This window comes from Pantoea sp. IMH, assembly GCF_000599885.1.
Classification (GTDB): Bacteria; Pseudomonadota; Gammaproteobacteria; order Enterobacterales; family Enterobacteriaceae; genus Erwinia.
Genome location: NZ_JFGT01000005.1, coordinates 1071500 through 1086874, shown reverse-complemented (window position 1 = coordinate 1086874; position 15375 = coordinate 1071500). Strand labels below are relative to the sequence as shown.

The window sequence follows — 15375 nt, the reverse complement described above, 5'->3', positions numbered from 1 at the left end:
CCTGTACGCTGGGAGACGTCGTCATATCAGGCGGTTACAGGTGTCTTTTCAGGGAGGGAGCTTGAAGAAAGTCAGTATTATCGATGTCGCAAAGCGCGCCGGTGTGTCCGTTTCCACCGTCTCGCTGGTGTTGCGCCGCAAGGGCAAAATTTCGGACGCGACCATCGAAAAAGTACAGGCTGCCATTACCGATATTGGCTATATCCATAACGTCGCCGCCGCCAACCTGCGCTCCAGTACCTCCAACCTTATCGGGCTGATCCTGCGGGATTTCAGCGACAGCTTTTCAATCAAAGTGATGGCGAGCATTGTTCAGGCGCTGGAAAAACAGGGCTATATGGTGTTTCTTGGCCAGCCGCTTAACGACGGCGAGCACCTTGAACGCTGCCTGCTGTCATTCAAACAGCAGGGCGTTGCCGGAGTGATTTATCTGGCCTGCGATGCGCGGACATCGCGTCTGCCTGAGCAGATCCGCCACTGCCCGCTGCCGCTGGTGGTGGTTTCTCAGCTACAGCTGGAAGATGAGTGCAATCTGGTGATGCGCGACAATCGTCAGGCAGCCAGTCTGGCGACGCGCTACCTGATTGAACGTGGCCATCGCAATATCGCCTATATAGGCGGTACCGAAAGCGATCTGATACGCCAGCAGCGGCTTGCCGGCTTTCGCAGCGTGATGAAACAGCATGGTCTGGTTTTACGGGAGGACGCGACGCCCGCCTGCAACGAGGATACCCGGGCCGCCAGCATCGCCACCCGGCAACTGCTGGAGAATCACAATACCTTTACCGCCCTGCTCTGCCACTCACCTGACGCCATGATTGGGTCGATCGCCGGCATCCATCAGGTGGGCCGGACCGTCGGCAAAGATGTGTTTTTAACCCAGCAGGTCGCGCTGATTGGCTTTGAGGATATGCTGCACGTTAATCTGACCTCTCCCTCACTGACGTATGTCTCCTCCGCCAGTGAAGAGTCCGGGCGCCAGGCCGCCGCGCTGATGATCCGCAAGCTGAAAGAACCCGGACTGCAAACGCAGCGCATTACGCTTTCGGGGCAGCTTATCACCCGCGAATCGGCGTAAAAAAGGGGACTTTCGCCCCCTGATGCCTTTATTTACGACGCCAGCTGGTGCCCTGCGGACCATCTTCCAGCACGATGCCCAGCTCGTTAAGCTTGTCGCGCGCGATATCTGCCTGCGCCCAGTTTTTCTCCTGGCGTGCCGTGATGCGCATCTGAACCAGCGCTTCAATTTCCGCCACATCGTCGTCGCTGCCTTTTGTGCCGCTTTGCAGGAACAGTTCCGGATCCTGCTCAAGCAGGCCCAGTACGCCAGCCAGCTTACGCAGAGAGGCCGCCAGACCGTTGGCCGCCTGCATGTCCTCTGCCTTCAGACGGTTTACGTCACGCGCCATATCAAAGAGCACGGAATAGGCTTCCGGCGTATTGAAGTCATCATCCATCGCAGCGCGGAAGCGGGCCTCGAAGGCTTCGCCGCCTGCCGCGTCAGCGTCAGCATCGGTATTACGGATGGCAATATAGAGGCGTTCGAGCGCCGCGCGCGCCTGCTTCAGGTTATCTTCACCATAGTTGAGCTGGCTGCGATAGTGCCCGGACATCAGGAAGTAGCGCACTGTTTCCGCGTCATAATGCGCCAGCACGTCGCGCACGGTGAAGAAGTTATCCAGTGATTTCGACATTTTCTCACGGTCAACCATCACCATGCCTGAATGCATCCAGTAGTTAACGTAGGGACCGTCGTGCGCGCAGGAAGACTGGGCAATTTCATTTTCATGGTGCGGGAACATCAGATCCGAGCCGCCGCCGTGAATGTCGAAATGCTCACCTAACTGTTTGCAGTTCATCGCCGAGCACTCAATGTGCCAGCCCGGACGCCCCTCACCCCATGGCGATGACCAGCTTGGCTCACCGGCTTTTGACATTTTCCACAGCACGAAATCCATCGGGTTGCGCTTCACGTCAGCAGCCACTTCTACCCGGGCGCCAGCCTGAAGCTGCTCCAGATCCTGTCGCGACAGCAGACCGTAATCCGCATCGCTCTCAACCGCAAACATCACGTCACCGTTGCTGGCAACGTAGGCGTGATCGCGGGCAATCAGCTTGCTGACCAGCTCAATGATTTCCGCAATGTAGCGGGTTGCACGTGGCTCTTCATCTGGCGGCAGGATATTCAGCGCGGCAAAATCCTTGTGCATCTCCGCGATCATCCGGTTAGTAAGCTCTTCGACCGTTTCGCCATTTTCATTGGCACGTTTGATGATTTTGTCATCAATATCGGTGATGTTGCGTACATACTTCAGGTCGTAACCGCTGAAGCGCAGATAGCGCGACACCACGTCAAACGCCACGAAGGTTCGTCCATGGCCAATATGACAGAGGTCGTAAACGGTAATGCCGCACACGTACATACCGACTTTTCCGGCATGAATAGGGGTAAATTCCTCTTTTTGACGACTCAGGGTGTTGTAAATCTTTAGCATTGAGACATTCCGTTTTAACGTGTGCGGGATAAACCAGGAAGACTGGTATTCTGACGTATTGTTAACGCAAGCGCCACGCAAAGCAAGGCTATGCCGGTATGCCTTTCTGCGGCGAGGCTGACTCGTCATCAGATTTTGTGATATAAAAGCCGTCTGTTAAAAGCGTGCGGCTGCGATCTCAGCGCTGACACCGGCTTACCGTTAAACACTTCAACCTTTACAGGATGAGAATATGGTCACTTTCCAGACTAATCATGGCGATATCGTTATCAAAACCTTTGACGATAAAGCACCAGCAACCGTCAAAAACTTCCTGGATTACTGCCGTGAAGGTTTCTACGATAACACCATTTTCCACCGTGTTATCAACGGCTTCATGATTCAGGGCGGCGGCTTCGAGCCGGGCATGGCGCAGAAACCGACTAAAGAAGAGATCCGTAACGAAGCTAATAACGGACTGAAAAATACCAAAGGCACGCTGGCGATGGCCCGTACCCAGGCGCCACACTCTGCCACCGCGCAGTTCTTTATCAATGTGGCGGATAACGACTTCCTGAACTTCCGTGACGAAAGTCTCCAGGGTTGGGGCTACTGCGTCTTCGCTGAAGTGGTGGAAGGCATGGACGTTGTGGAAAAAATTAAAGGCGTTGCCACTGGCCGCAGCGGTATGCATCAGGACGTGCCGAAAGAAGACGTTGTGATCCAGAAAGTCACCGTCAGCGAATAATGTCCCACACGCTGTTTATCGCAGATTTACATCTGTGCGCTGAAGAACCGGCAATTACTGCCGGTTTTCATGCATTTTTACGGCGTGAAGCGCTGCACGCCGATGCGCTCTATATACTGGGCGACCTGTTTGAAGCCTGGATCGGTGATGACGATCCCGATCCGCTTCATGCTGAGATAGCCGCCGCGCTTCGCGAGCTTCAGCAGCACGGCACCCCCTGCTATTTTATTCACGGCAACCGGGACTTTCTTCTCGGTAAGCGCTTCGCCCGCAGTAGCGGTTTTTCCCTGCTGCCGGAAGAACAGGTACTGGAGTTGTATGGCCGCCGCATGCTGATCATGCACGGCGACACGCTCTGTACCGACGACGAAGGCTATCAGCGTTTTCGCCGCAAAGTGCATCAGCCCTGGCTGCAACGGCTGTTCCTCGCGCTTCCTCTCTTCGTCCGCCAGCGTATCGCCATGCGGATGCGGGCCGGCAGCAAACAGGCCAACAGCAGCAAAGATGTCGCGATTATGGATGTGAATCCCGCGGCGGTAATCCAAACCATGACCCGCCAGCAGGTTCACTGTCTGATCCACGGGCACACCCATCGCCCTGCCGTCCACAAGCTGGACATTAACGGCCAGCCAGCCGAACGCCTTGTGCTGGGCGCCTGGCATACGGAAGGATCGATGATCCGCGTTACGCCATCCGCAACAGAATTAATTATTTTTCCATTCTGAACAGCCGCGCTGTCACCTGCCCTTAGCGCGGTTTACTCTGTCAGCGTCGGCTTTTGTCTTGTTTTCATTATCGTGAAGGATCAGGTTAACTGAACTTACCCTCTGGAAGTGGCAATGTCCTTTGGCGAAATATTTTCTCCTGTCACTGCCCTGCTGCGTTTAATTGTGAATCTGGCCAGACAAAAAAGTCAGACGCCGTACGGTTAACGACTGGATTAACTAAAAACGGCTGACTCTCTCTTCACCCGGTGGCATCAGATAAAGCTGTTTTCCATGGATTTTGCTGCGACGCAACCGTTTTCCTGGCCGCACAGGCATGGTATTCTCTCTGCCCTTCCCGTCAGAGAGCCGCCCTGTAACCGCGCGGACTTTCCGATGACGTTTGGTCTATCACAGGAGTCATACCCGCATGTCATCCAACGCCGCACCGGCCCGCATCGCCATTATTATGGGTTCCAAAAGTGACTGGGCAACCATGCAGTTTGCTGCGGAGATCCTCACCAGCCTGGCCGTTCCTTTTCACTGCGAAGTGGTTTCTGCCCACCGGACACCGGATAAACTGTTCAGTTTTGCCGAACAGGCGGCGGATAACGGTTTTCAGGTGATCATCGCCGGCGCGGGTGGTGCAGCACATCTGCCGGGAATGCTGGCGGCGAAAACGCTGGTGCCGGTGCTTGGCGTACCGGTACAGAGCGCGGCGCTGAGTGGCGTGGACAGTCTTTATTCCATCGTACAGATGCCGCGGGGTATTCCGGTCGGAACCCTGGCAATAGGCAAGGCGGGCGCGGCCAATGCGGCGCTGCTGGCGGCGCAAATTCTGGCGATACATGATGCGGAACTCGCGTCCCGTCTGGCGCACTGGCGTCAGACGCAGACCGATGAAGTGCTGAATAATCCCGATCCGCGGGAGGAAGCATGAAGCCGGTTTGCGTATTAGGTAACGGTCAGCTTGGCCGCATGTTGCGCCAGGCCGGTGAGCCGCTGGGTATTGCTGTTTATCCTGTCGGGCTGGACGCCGAGCCGGAAGCGCTGCCGATCCAGCAAAGCGTGATCACGGCTGAAATTGAGCGCTGGCCGGAGACGGCGCTGACCCGCGAGCTGGCCAGCCACACCGCCTTTGTTAACCGCGATATTTTTCCCCGTCTCGCCGACAGACTGACGCAAAAACAGCTGCTGGACAGCCTTGGCCTGGCGACGGCGCCCTGGCAGCTGCTGGCGGCAGCGTCCGACTGGCCGCAGGTATTTGCTTCGCTGGGCGAGCTGGCGATCGTGAAGCGCCGTACCGGTGGCTACGACGGCCGTGGTCAGTGGCGTCTGCGCGCCGGTGAAACTGACGCGCTGTCCGCTGACTGCTATGGCGACTGCATAGTGGAACAGGGCATTAATTTCAGCGGTGAAGTCTCGCTGGTCGGCGCACGGGCGCATGATGGCAGCACCGTCTTCTACCCGCTGACGCACAATCTCCACCAGGATGGCATCCTGCGCGCCAGCGTCGCCCTGCCCCAGCCGGACCCGGCGCACCAGCAGCAGGCAGAAACCATGCTCTCCGCAATCATGAATACGCTCAACTATGTTGGCGTCATGGCGATGGAATGTTTTGTGGTGCCGGAGGGGTTGCTAATCAATGAGCTGGCGCCGCGCGTTCACAACAGCGGCCACTGGACGCAGAACGGCGCTTCCATCAGCCAGTTCGAGCTGCACCTGAGGGCGATTCTTAATCTGCCTCTGCCGGAGCCTGTGGTGAGTTCCCCTGCGGTAATGGTGAACCTGATTGGCACAGCGGTGAACCTTAACTGGCTGCATGAGCCGCTGATTCACCTGCACTGGTATGAGAAAGAAGTCAGGCCAGGCCGTAAGGTGGGCCACCTGAATCTCTCAGATGTCAGCAGCAGCGCACTACAGGCGGCGCTTGAAGCGCTTGTCCCCCAGCTTCCTGAAGACTATACCAGCGGCATTGCATGGGCCGTGGGTCGCCTCAAGTCATAGAAAGCCCGTCGGGAACCTGTGCTGAGGTCAATCACCCTTTTGTATCGCAGCAGAATGAGGCAACCTGGTTGCCTCATTTTTCATCACCCTGACGATGATAGCCCGACCAGCCACGCATAAATAACGTGATTAGCCCAGGCTGTTAACAAAAAGGACAGTGCTTAACTGTACTTAAGTATGGCTATTTTTTTTCGAAAAACTTCAGTATTGTATACCTCAGCAGTTAATAAAAATTATATATATTACAATTATTTAATTATTTTTCGTCAACACCAGGGGAACCTTTGCTACCCTGACACGGCAACAAAATATTAGTTTTATTTATCACTAACTTTGTTTTCGTGTTATGCACTGGTTCCACCCCCTCCTCTTTCCCGCCTTGTCCTTTCAAGAAAATGGTACTGCCGTTACCCTGGGTTAAACGATAAAATTATGTTAACATTACGTTGTTACGGAGGTTTCAGAAACCCAGGGACATCGCTATATGGCCAAAACGTTTTTCAGTAATTCAACCATCAATGCCTCGATCCAGGAATTTCTGGAGAGAAAGCTGACTCTGTACAACAACATCAAATACGCCTACGCCATTATGAGCAAACGTAATCCGGCGGATTTTTCGATCATCTCTAACCGTAAAGAGTGGTTCGAAGTTTATACAGAAAATAACTTTCAGTTTATCGATCCGGTTTTGATCACGGCGCTTTACCGCATGACGCCTTTTTCCTGGGATGAAAACATCATGCTGAATAAAGGCGTGAAGGTTCCTAAGTTATTTGATATGGCGAAAAATCACGACATTATCAATGGCTATACCTTTGTGCTGCACGATCACAATAATAATTTGATTGTGCTTTCGATCATGCTGGATAAACACTGCGATGATAATATCGAAGAGCTGATTAAAGAGAACCGCGATAAAATCCAGATGCTGCTTATCGAAACGCATGAAAAACTGACCCTGCTCTACCAGGAACTCTCCGGTAAGAAATATTTCGAGGAGATGAATAACCGCGAGATTTTCTCAAAGCGGGAAAATGAGATCGTTTACTGGGCAAGCGTTGGTAAATCCTATCAGGAAATTGCGTTAATCTTAGGGATTAAGCTGACCACGGTAAAATATCACATGGGTAACGCAGTGAAAAAGCTGGGCGTTACCAATGCGAAACATGCCATCAGGCTCGGAATTGAATTAAAGCTCATCCGCCCCATTCTTCATGACGGGGAATGATAACGGCCAGCTATCCAGCCTGCAGTCGCTCAGCCGGGGGTCCTTCAGACGAAGCGCGTCAATTAACGTCTGCTGATTCGCTTTATCCACCGGCATAAAAATCAGATAGATTTTTTGCTCTTTCTCAGACAGCCCCTGTTCCACAAGCTCTATCTTCCAGCCGGATCTTTTAAAAATAAGATACATCGGATGGCTGACAATCGCGTAAATCCCCTCGTAATTATAATGCCTTGCATAATTAATCATCGACAGAAAAAGTAGCGTGCTGATTGGCTGGCGGCGAAGTTTAAGTGCCTGCACCCGTTCTTTATCAATAAATAACCGGCTTGCTTCAATATAATTCCCATCCGGAAGATCAAAATCATTAAAATAAGATTTGAAGGTTCCGGTAATCATTGTCGGGTAACGGGTTTCAATAAAACGCAGGCTGCAAACACAAACATCGTTGAACATGCCAAAAATATAGGTCGTCAGATCGTTATCGTATTCATCAGACTCCATATTATCTTCACTGTTTACCATCCAGTTAAGCCTGTCCTTAAACACCGACTTTCTGAGCGTAAACAGCTCCCTGCCTCTTACTTCAGTAAGAAACTGGTAATTGATATCAAGCAAATTTAACATTGATATGATTCCCTGAGGTCACTATACACACCTTATTATCTTCCCTCCTGCTTGAGAAAGGATACGGTACACGCAGATTTTCCGGACAGTCATCCGCCGGAAGCGAATACACAGCAGGCCGGAAAGGATAGAGGCCAGTATTCACTGGCCTCTATATTACGCAGCATTATAGCTTCTGAACAGTGCCTTACCTTTCAGCAGACGAATGCCGAGCCAGCCGCCACACAGCGAAAGCAGAACCGCACCGGTCAGAGGAAGCGTCAGCCAGAGCAGTAGGTTCGGCTCCCAGGGAAAGTCGAATACCTTACGCTGCAGTCCCCAAAGCGCCGCCTCAGCGCCGATGGCTGCCGCTACGCCGGCCACCACGCCAAGCAGAGCAAACTCGCACCAGAGGGTGGTTCTCAGCAGCTTTTTGCCTGCGCCGAGCGTGCGGTAAACCACAAGTTCCTGTCTGCGCTGTCGCATACCAACCTGGATCTGCGCCAGCAGCAGCAGTACGCCACAGGCCGTTACCAGAATCACCATAATTTCCAGCGCCTGACTGACCTGCGCCAGCACCTGCCCGATCTGCCGGAGAATGCCGCCGATATCAAGCAGGCTCAGCGTAGGGAACTCCCGGTTCAGCTGGGCCAGCAGCGTATTATTGCCCTCCAGTCGGAAGCTGGTCAGCCAGGTTTGCGGCTGGCCGTCCAGCGCGCCTGGCGGGAAAATGAAGAAGAAGTTAGGCTTAAGGCTTTCCCAGTCAACCTGGCGGAAACTGGTGATTCTGGCCTTAAATTGCTGGGTATCGCCGGTAAAAGTTAGCGTATCGCCCAGCTTCACACCGAGGCGCTCTGCCAGCTCTTCCTCTATAGACGTTTCTCCCTTCTTCGGTGGCCAGCTTCCTGCGGTCAGCGGATTATGATCGGGTAGCTGCGCCTGCCAGGTAAGGTTCAGCTCGCGCTGAAGCGCGCTGTCCAGAGCAGGATCGGCAGGCTTGTCATTTATTCCGGTGAGTCTGACCCGCGCTATCGGATAGAAGGTTTGCGGTTCGACCTGATGCCTTTCGAGGAAAGCTTTTACCTGCGGCACCTGCTCCTGCGTCAGATTAAGCAGAAAATAGTTCGGGCTGCCGGGAGGCAACTGCTGCTGCCACCGATCCAGCAAATCGCCCCGCATCACCAGCAGCAGCGCCAGCAGCATAAACGACAGCGAGAAAGCAGCCAGCTGACTGAGCGTGGTCCAGGGCTGGCGCAGCAGCCGGTTGATCGCCAGCCGGAAAGCAAGATTCTGCACGCGCAGGCGGCGTAACAGCAGCAGAGCCACCCAGCCGAGTCCGCCCAGCAGCAGTGAGAGCAGCACAATCCCCGCCACCAGCGCCCAGAGCAGCTTACTGCCGCCTACCAGCAGCGCCAGCAGGCCTGTCACCACCACCGCCATCGTTGGCAGATAGAATTTCAGCGGCCAGACATTGGCAACCGCGTCCCAACGCAGCACCCGGAGCGGTTGCGTCGCCAGCAGCAAACGATAAGGTCGCAGCCCGACCAGCAGTGAAATGATAAATAGCGCGCCGACAGCCCACAGCCACGGCCAGGCACTGGCGGGCGGAAGTTCGCCCGGCAGAACAGGCTTAAGCATTTGCAGCAGCACGGCTTCGAAGCCCAGTCCGATCGCGCCTCCCGCCACCGCCGCCAGCAGCAGTACGGCGAGCCACTGACCGACAATCAGCTTTCTCAGTGCGGCACGATTAGCGCCCAGCGTTTTCAGTACCGCCACTAAATCGTAGCGGCTGCGGCAGTAATGACTCATCGCTACCGCCACGGCGGCAATAGCCAGCATCAGCGTCAGCAGCGCGGAGAGCAGCAGGAACTTCTGGGCACGCTGCATCGATCTGCCCAGCGCATCCTCCGAGTTTTCCACGCTGATCCAGCGCTGGTGCGGCTCTATATGGGATTCGATATAGCTGTCATAGCGGCTCAGCCCGGCGGGATCGCCGGCAAATTTATAGCGCCAGGTGATGCGACTGCCGGGCTGAATGGCCCCGGTTTTGGCCACGTCAGCCAGATTCATCAGCAGGCGTGGCGCCGTCTGGAAGGGATTGAACCCGGTATCTGGTTCCCGGACAACTTCCCCGGCCACCTGCAAAGTGGTGTCACCAACGTCCAGGCTCCCGCCCACTTTCAGATCAAGCAACGCCATCAGCCTTGGCGCGGCCAGCACCGTTCCGGCCGCAGGCTTCAGCCCGGCAGGCTGGGTGGAAAGCTGGCCAAACATGGGATAAAGATCGTCGACGGCTTTTACCGACGCCAGCTGTGGCGTATCGCCAGAGAACGTCATGGTCATAAACGTGAGCTGCCTGCTCACCGTTAACCCTTCCCGTCGGGCCTCATCAAGCCACGCCTGCGGCACCTCACGGGCGCTTTGTAATGTGCGATCGCCCGCCATAAAGTCCCGGCTTTGCTGGCTGAGACCTTTTTCCATGCGGTCACTGAGCGAACCGAGCGCCAGCACGCAGGCCACGGACAGCGTCAGCGCCAGCCAGACAATCAGCAGCGAGGGTGATTTCCATTCACGCCAGAACCAGCGCCAGATCATACCTCCTCCCACAGCTTGCCGTCGCGCATCCGCAGCCGGCGATCGCAGCGTGCCGCCAGTTGCTCATCATGCGTCACCAGGATCAGCGTGGTAGCCAGATCGCGGTTGAGTGAAAAAAGCAGATCGGCGATGCGATCGCCGGTTTTCCGGTCAAGGTTTCCCGTCGGTTCATCCGCAAAAAGCAGCGCCGGACGACCGCTGAACGCCCTCGCCAGTGCCACCCGCTGCTGTTCGCCGCCGGAAAGCTGTGAAGGCATATGCGTCAGCCGTTCTCCCAGCCCCAGTTGATCCAGCAGCTCACGAGCCTGCTGACGGCTCTGCCGATCGCTTTCGCCGCGCAGCAGCGCGGGCAGCTGCACATTTTCCAGCGCGTTCAGGGTGGGCACCAGCATAAAGGACTGGAATACAAAACCGACGCTTTTTGCCCGCAAATCGGCCCGTTGCTCTTCATCCATCTGATGCAGGGGATGATCGAGTAAAAACACTTCCCCTTCGCTCCCGTCATCAAGACCGGCCAGAATGCCTAACAACGTTGATTTCCCCGATCCCGATTCGCCTATCAGGGCGATGGTCTCGGCTGGTTTGACAACCAGCTCAACTCCGGTAAGGATGGATAGCTGATGCTCACCCTCACCGACGGACTTACTAAGACGATGAACTTCAAGAATGTTTTCCGCTGGCATTACCCTTTCCTGTTATTATTGGCCCTGATGATGCTGCGCACGGCGGCGGCGGATACGCTGTTGGTACTTGGCGACAGCCTGAGCGCCGGTTACCGGATGTCCGCGACCGCAGCATGGCCTGCGTTACTCAATGAAAAATGGCAAAAATCGCCCACGATTGTTAACGGTAGCATAAGCGGTGATACCGCCACTCAGGGGCTGGCGCGCCTGCCCTCCTTACTGAAGCAGCATCAGCCGCGCTGGGTACTGATTGAACTGGGCGGCAACGATGGGCTGCGCGGGTTCCCGCCGCAACGCATCGAACAGGATTTGAGCAAAATCATTACTCAGGTGAAGGCCGCTAACGCGCAGCCGCTGCTGATGCAAATTCGCCTGCCTGCTAACTATGGCCGCCGTTATACCGAGTCCTTCAGCGCGATTTACCCCAAACTGGCGAAAGAGTTCGCCATACCGCTGCTGCCGTTCTTTATGGAGCAGGTCTATCTGAAACCGGAATGGATGCAGCAGGATGGCATCCATCCAAACCCTGACGCCCAGCCGTTTATCGCCGGGGTGATGGCGAAAGAACTGGCTCCCCTAGTTAAGCATGAGTAAACCGCTTACATCGGGATCCAGAGGTAAAGTTATGCAAAAAAATATCGTGATTACCGGGAGTTCCAGCGGAATTGGCCTGGCCGCCGCCAACGATCTGCTCCGTCGTGGCTACCGTGTACTGGCAGCCTGTCGCAAGCCAGAGGACGTCCAGCGCATGAATGCGCTGGGATTTACCGGCGTTGAGCTGGATCTTAATGACAGGCAAAGCGTGACGCGGGCGGCTGCGACCATTATTTCGCTCTGCGATAATCGCCTTTTCGCGCTGTTTAACAACGGCGGCTATGGCGTTTACGGCCCGCTGGCCTCGGTTTCCCGCGAACAGCTGGAACAGCAGTTCGCCACGAATCTGTTTGGCACCCATCAGTTAACCACGCTGCTGCTTCCCGCCTTACGGGCGGGCGGCGAGGCCCGGATAATTAATACCAGCTCGGTGTTAGGTCTCATTTCCACGCCGGGACGTGGCGCCTATGCCGCCAGTAAATACGCGCTTGAAGCCTGGTCCGATGCGTTGCGCATGGAACTGCATGGCAGCGGCATCCGGGTCAGCCTGATTGAGCCAGGCCCGATTAAAACCCGCTTTACCGATAACGTCAGCCAGGCCGAGCGGGACAAGCCGGTAAAAAATCCCGGCATCGCCGCACGTTTTACCCTACCGCCGGAAGCGATTTTACCCAAGCTGCGCCATGCTTTAGAGAGCCGCCATCCCCGTCTGCGCTATCCTGTGACCCTGGTCGCCCATGTGATGACGCTGTTGCGCCGGTTGCTTCCGGGCTGGATGCTGGATCGTATATTGCGCGGGAAATAGCCTGATGCCAACAACAGGACTTGAAGCGCATCTGCGCGCCCCCATAGAGTAAGAAACCCAGAAAACGAGACGAATTTATGTCACTACAAGCTGCCATTATCCCGATTAACGAAACTAACCTGCAACAGACGCTTGAGCAGTCCATGCAGGTGCCGGTCCTGTTTTACTTCTGGTCAGCCCGCAGCCAGCACTGCCAGGAGCTGACGCCGGTCCTGGAACGTCTGGCGCAGGAGTATGCCGGCCAGTTTGTGCTGGCCACGCTGGACTGCGACGCCGAGCCCGCCGTTGCCCAGCAGTTTGGCCTGCGCTCCATCCCGACGGTCTATCTGTTCCAGAACGGCCAGCCGGTTGACGGCTTCCAGGGTCCGCAGCCGGAAGAGGCTATCCGGGCGCTGCTGCATAAGGTGCTGCCGAAAGAAGAAGAGCTGAAGGCGCAGGAAGGCATGCGTCTGATGCAGGAAGGAAACGTGCTGGATGCCCTGCCGCTGCTGAAAGAGGCCTGGCAGTTGAGCAACAAAAACAGCGAAATGGGCTTCCTGCTGGCGGAGGCGCTGATTGCGCTCAACCGCAGCGACGAAGCGGAAGCCGTACTGAGCGTTGTGCCGTTGCAGGATAAAGATACCCGCTATCAGGGACTGATTGCGCAGATTGATCTGCTGAAACAGGCAGCCGACACGCCGGAAATTCAGGAGCTTCAGCAGCAGATAGAAGCCGATCCTGACAATGCGCAGCTCGCCACTAAACTGGCGATCCAGCTTCATCAGGTGGGACGCAACGAAGAGGCGCTGGCGCTGCTGTTCTCGCATCTGCAAAAAGATCTTGGCGCGGCTGAGGGCGAGGCGCGTAAGATACTTCAGGAAATTCTGGCCGCGCTGGGTACCGGTGATGCGCTGGCCGCGAAGTATCGTCGTCAGCTCTATTCGCTGCTCTACTGATTCACGGCTGTGAATGGCCGTTCACGCCCCGACGTGATCTGAACACCGCGGGACAGGGCCGAATGAGTCGGCCCTGCTATTAACAGTCCGGAGGTTATATGCTGACAGTAATACCCGTCATTGTGGTCCTTGCCCTGATCCTCGTCTGGGCAGGCATTAAAATCGTCCCTCAGGGATATCAGTGGACGGTGGAACGCTTTGGCCGCTACACCACTACGCTGCAACCCGGCCTTAACCTTGTCATTCCCTTTATGGATCGCGTGGGCCGCAAAATCAATGTGATGGAGCAGGTACTCGATATCCCTTCGCAGGAAATTATCTCTAAAGATAACGCCAGCGTGACCATTGACGCGGTCTGCTTTATTCAGGTAGTCGATGCTCCTCGCGCCGCCTATGAGGTCAGCAACCTTGAGCTGGCTATCGTCAATCTCACCATGACCAATATGCGCACGGTGCTGGGCTCCATGGAGCTGGACGAAATGCTTTCGCAGCGCGACAACATCAATACGCGGCTGCTGCGGATTGTCGATGAGGCCACCAATCCCTGGGGCGTGAAGATCACCCGCATTGAGATACGCGACGTGCGTCCGCCCGCCGAACTGATTGCCTCAATGAACGCCCAGATGAAAGCTGAGCGAAACAAGCGGGCCGATATTCTGGAAGCAGAAGGTGTCCGGCAGGCCGCAATTCTGCGCGCAGAGGGTGAAAAGCAGTCGCAGATCCTGAAGGCGGAAGGTGAAAGACAGTCAGCTTTTTTACAGGCTGAAGCGCGGGAGCGCAGCGCAGAAGCGGAGGCTGCCGCCACGAAAATGGTATCCGAGGCGATCGCCGCCGGTGATATCCAGGCGATCAACTACTTTGTGGCGCAGAATTATACTGAGGCGCTGCAAAAAATCGGCACCTCCAGCAGCAGCAAAATGGTTATGATGCCGCTGGAAGCCAGCAGCCTGATGGGCTCGATTGCAGGGATCGCCGAGCTGCTTAATGAAACGAAAAAAGAGCGTAGCCGGTGATGCTTTCCGATCTGTTAGCCAATCCCTGGCGACTGTGGCTGACGCTTGGCGGCGTGTTACTGGCTGCTGAAATGTTGGGTGCCAGCGGCTACCTGCTGTGGAGCGGCATCGCGGCGGTGCTGGTCGCCCTGCTGGTCTGGCTGGTACCCCTTCCCTGGGAGTGGCAGGGGCTCAGTTTTGCGCTGCTGACGATACTTTCCGCGTTATGGTGGTATCGCTGGCTGAAGGGGCGGGTGCGCAATCAACCTCAGAACGCCCTTAATCAGCGCGGTAATCAGTTTATCGGACAACGGCTGACGCTGAGTGAGGCGCTGGAGGGCGGCATCGGCCATGTAAAAGTGGGTGACAGCAGCTGGCGGGTGCAGGCCGCGGAAGATTATCCGGCAGGTACGCCGGTGGTGGTGGTGGCGATTGAGGGGATCACGCTGAAGATCGTCCGTGAGGATCGGCAATAACGCCCATTCTAACCGCTGACAACATTCAGGAGCGGGACCGCCTCAGTCAGAGAAGCCCGTGTACCGCCTCAGGCACGACGGGCTTTTTCTGCAGATGCCGTATGACAGCAGCCGGCGAGGTTATTGATGATCGGACAGTCGGCTCCCTCATCTCCCGGGCAGCTCTCCGCCAGCGCCAGCAGCCTTTCGCGCATCTGCGTAAGCTCAAGAATATGCGACTCGATTTCAGCCACTTTCGTCAGCGTCCGGGCCTTTACATCGGCGCTGTGGCGGTGCGGATCGTTGAACAGGCTAATCATCTCGCGACACTCTTCCAGCGTAAATCCCACCTGCCTGGCCTGACGCAGAAGCGTCAGTTCTTCGAGATGTTTAGCCGTGTAGCTGCGGTAGCCGTTTTCACTCCGCAGCGGCGCCGTGACCAGCCCCTTCTCTTCATAGAACCGGATCGCTTTACTGGTCAGGCCGGTTTTTTTCGCCACATCGCTGATATTCATTTGCGCTCTCCTTGACCTTCCCCTTGATGGAAGGTTT

General features: G+C 55.8%; 16 protein-coding genes. 11 read left to right on the top strand and 5 right to left on the bottom strand.

Features of this window, described 5'->3' with window-relative positions; all coding sequences use genetic code 11:
- Nucleotides 1–61 precede the first annotated feature (61 nt).
- On the top strand, nt 62–1078 hold the full coding sequence (gene malI, locus EA20_RS0113465) for a Mal regulon transcriptional regulator MalI (RefSeq protein WP_024967333.1): 1017 nt from the start codon (nt 62–64) through the stop codon (nt 1076–1078).
- A gap of 28 nt (nt 1079–1106) precedes the next feature.
- Here malI and cysS read toward each other — a convergent pair whose 3' ends face one another.
- Nucleotides 1107–2495 (bottom strand): cysteine--tRNA ligase, encoded by a 1389-nt coding sequence (gene cysS / locus EA20_RS0113460; protein WP_024967332.1) that lies wholly within the window; start codon nt 2493–2495, stop codon nt 1107–1109.
- A 232-nt stretch (nt 2496–2727) separates the two neighbouring features.
- Here cysS and ppiB point away from each other — a divergent pair, with 232 nt between their 5' ends.
- From ppiB to EA20_RS0113430, 5 genes are all read left to right on the top strand, one after another.
- The gene (ppiB, locus tag EA20_RS0113455; RefSeq protein ID WP_024967331.1) at nt 2728–3222 is read left to right on the top strand and encodes a peptidylprolyl isomerase B; all 495 of its coding nucleotides are present in this window, start codon (nt 2728–2730) and stop codon (nt 3220–3222) included.
- On the top strand, nt 3222–3947 hold the full coding sequence (lpxH, locus tag EA20_RS0113450) for a UDP-2,3-diacylglucosamine diphosphatase (RefSeq protein ID WP_024967330.1): 726 nt from the start codon (nt 3222–3224) through the stop codon (nt 3945–3947). Before ppiB ends, lpxH begins: the two co-directional genes overlap by 1 nt.
- Nucleotides 3948–4356: 409 nt before the next feature.
- Nucleotides 4357–4866, top strand: a complete 510-nt coding sequence (gene purE / locus EA20_RS0113440) for a 5-(carboxyamino)imidazole ribonucleotide mutase (protein ID WP_024967329.1) — start codon at nt 4357–4359, stop codon at nt 4864–4866.
- A complete protein-coding gene (gene purK, locus EA20_RS0113435) occupies nt 4863–5933 on the top strand; it encodes a 5-(carboxyamino)imidazole ribonucleotide synthase (RefSeq protein WP_024967328.1) in 1071 nt (356 codons plus the stop codon). Before purE ends, purK begins: the two co-directional genes overlap by 4 nt.
- 484 nt (nt 5934–6417) lie before the next feature.
- The gene (locus EA20_RS0113430; protein WP_024967327.1) at nt 6418–7161 is read left to right on the top strand and encodes a LuxR family transcriptional regulator; all 744 of its coding nucleotides are present in this window, start codon (nt 6418–6420) and stop codon (nt 7159–7161) included.
- On the opposite strand, the gene EA20_RS0113425 is transcribed toward EA20_RS0113430, so the two are convergent.
- The 3 genes from EA20_RS0113425 to ybbA all read right to left on the bottom strand — a co-directional run bounded on the left by EA20_RS0113425 (nt 7123) and on the right by ybbA (nt 11042).
- Nucleotides 7123–7785, bottom strand: coding sequence for an acyl-homoserine-lactone synthase (locus EA20_RS0113425; protein WP_024967326.1), 663 nt, complete (start codon nt 7783–7785; stop codon nt 7123–7125). The genes EA20_RS0113430 and EA20_RS0113425 overlap by 39 nt on opposite strands.
- A 156-nt stretch (nt 7786–7941) precedes the next feature.
- Entirely contained in the window at nt 7942–10359 is a 2418-nt protein-coding gene (gene ybbP / locus EA20_RS0113420) for a putative ABC transporter permease subunit YbbP (protein ID WP_024967325.1), read from the bottom strand.
- Complete coding sequence (gene ybbA, locus EA20_RS0113415) at nt 10356–11042, bottom strand: putative ABC transporter ATP-binding protein YbbA (RefSeq protein ID WP_024967324.1); 687 nt, start codon at nt 11040–11042, stop codon at nt 10356–10358. The genes ybbP and ybbA overlap by 4 nt, the downstream gene beginning before the upstream one ends.
- Between ybbA and tesA the strand changes: the two genes are divergently transcribed.
- The 5 genes from tesA (at nt 11013) to EA20_RS0113390 (ending at nt 14844) form a co-directional block, all read left to right on the top strand.
- The gene (gene tesA / locus EA20_RS0113410; RefSeq protein WP_024967486.1) at nt 11013–11636 is read left to right on the top strand and encodes a multifunctional acyl-CoA thioesterase I/protease I/lysophospholipase L1; all 624 of its coding nucleotides are present in this window, start codon (nt 11013–11015) and stop codon (nt 11634–11636) included. The genes ybbA and tesA overlap by 30 nt on opposite strands.
- A 31-nt stretch (nt 11637–11667) precedes the next feature.
- Nucleotides 11668–12441 carry an SDR family oxidoreductase gene (locus EA20_RS0113405; protein WP_024967323.1) on the top strand — a complete coding sequence of 258 codons (774 nt, stop codon included), beginning with the start codon at nt 11668–11670 and terminating at the stop codon, nt 12439–12441.
- A gap of 77 nt (nt 12442–12518) precedes the next feature.
- Nucleotides 12519–13376: a co-chaperone YbbN gene (locus EA20_RS0113400; protein WP_024967322.1), complete on the top strand. Its 858-nt coding sequence runs from the start codon at nt 12519–12521 to the stop codon at nt 13374–13376.
- A gap of 98 nt (nt 13377–13474) precedes the next feature.
- Nucleotides 13475–14389 carry an SPFH domain-containing protein gene (locus EA20_RS0113395; protein ID WP_024967321.1) on the top strand — a complete coding sequence of 305 codons (915 nt, stop codon included), beginning with the start codon at nt 13475–13477 and terminating at the stop codon, nt 14387–14389.
- Nucleotides 14389–14844, top strand: a complete 456-nt coding sequence (locus EA20_RS0113390; RefSeq protein ID WP_024967320.1) for an NfeD family protein — start codon at nt 14389–14391, stop codon at nt 14842–14844. Before EA20_RS0113395 ends, EA20_RS0113390 begins: the two co-directional genes overlap by 1 nt.
- 68 nt (nt 14845–14912) lie before the next feature.
- Here the strand turns inward: EA20_RS0113390 and cueR are convergent, their stop codons facing one another.
- Nucleotides 14913–15338, bottom strand: a complete 426-nt coding sequence (gene cueR, locus EA20_RS0113385; protein WP_024967319.1) for a Cu(I)-responsive transcriptional regulator — start codon at nt 15336–15338, stop codon at nt 14913–14915.
- Between the last annotated feature and the right edge of the window lie 37 nt (nt 15339–15375).

Excerpts from the sequence above, each read along its gene's own strand:
- cysS (WP_024967332.1), bottom strand. The coding sequence starts at position 2,495 with ATGCTAAAGATTTACAACACCCTGAGTCGTCAAAAAGAGGAATTTACC.
- ppiB (WP_024967331.1), top strand. The coding sequence starts at position 2,728 with ATGGTCACTTTCCAGACTAATCATGGCGATATCGTTATCAAAACCTTT.
- lpxH (WP_024967330.1), top strand. The coding sequence starts at position 3,222 with ATGTCCCACACGCTGTTTATCGCAGATTTACATCTGTGCGCTGAAGAA.
- purE (WP_024967329.1), top strand. The coding sequence starts at position 4,357 with ATGTCATCCAACGCCGCACCGGCCCGCATCGCCATTATTATGGGTTCC.
- purK (WP_024967328.1), top strand. The coding sequence starts at position 4,863 with ATGAAGCCGGTTTGCGTATTAGGTAACGGTCAGCTTGGCCGCATGTTG.
- EA20_RS0113430 (WP_024967327.1), top strand. The coding sequence starts at position 6,418 with ATGGCCAAAACGTTTTTCAGTAATTCAACCATCAATGCCTCGATCCAG.
- EA20_RS0113425 (WP_024967326.1), bottom strand. The coding sequence starts at position 7,785 with ATGTTAAATTTGCTTGATATCAATTACCAGTTTCTTACTGAAGTAAGA.
- ybbP (WP_024967325.1), bottom strand. The coding sequence starts at position 10,359 with ATGATCTGGCGCTGGTTCTGGCGTGAATGGAAATCACCCTCGCTGCTG.
- tesA (WP_024967486.1), top strand. The coding sequence starts at position 11,013 with ATGAACTTCAAGAATGTTTTCCGCTGGCATTACCCTTTCCTGTTATTA.
- ybbA (WP_024967324.1), bottom strand. The coding sequence starts at position 11,042 with ATGCCAGCGGAAAACATTCTTGAAGTTCATCGTCTTAGTAAGTCCGTC.
- EA20_RS0113405 (WP_024967323.1), top strand. The coding sequence starts at position 11,668 with ATGCAAAAAAATATCGTGATTACCGGGAGTTCCAGCGGAATTGGCCTG.
- EA20_RS0113400 (WP_024967322.1), top strand. The coding sequence starts at position 12,519 with ATGTCACTACAAGCTGCCATTATCCCGATTAACGAAACTAACCTGCAA.
- EA20_RS0113395 (WP_024967321.1), top strand. The coding sequence starts at position 13,475 with ATGCTGACAGTAATACCCGTCATTGTGGTCCTTGCCCTGATCCTCGTC.
- EA20_RS0113390 (WP_024967320.1), top strand. The coding sequence starts at position 14,389 with ATGCTTTCCGATCTGTTAGCCAATCCCTGGCGACTGTGGCTGACGCTT.
- cueR (WP_024967319.1), bottom strand. The coding sequence starts at position 15,338 with ATGAATATCAGCGATGTGGCGAAAAAAACCGGCCTGACCAGTAAAGCG.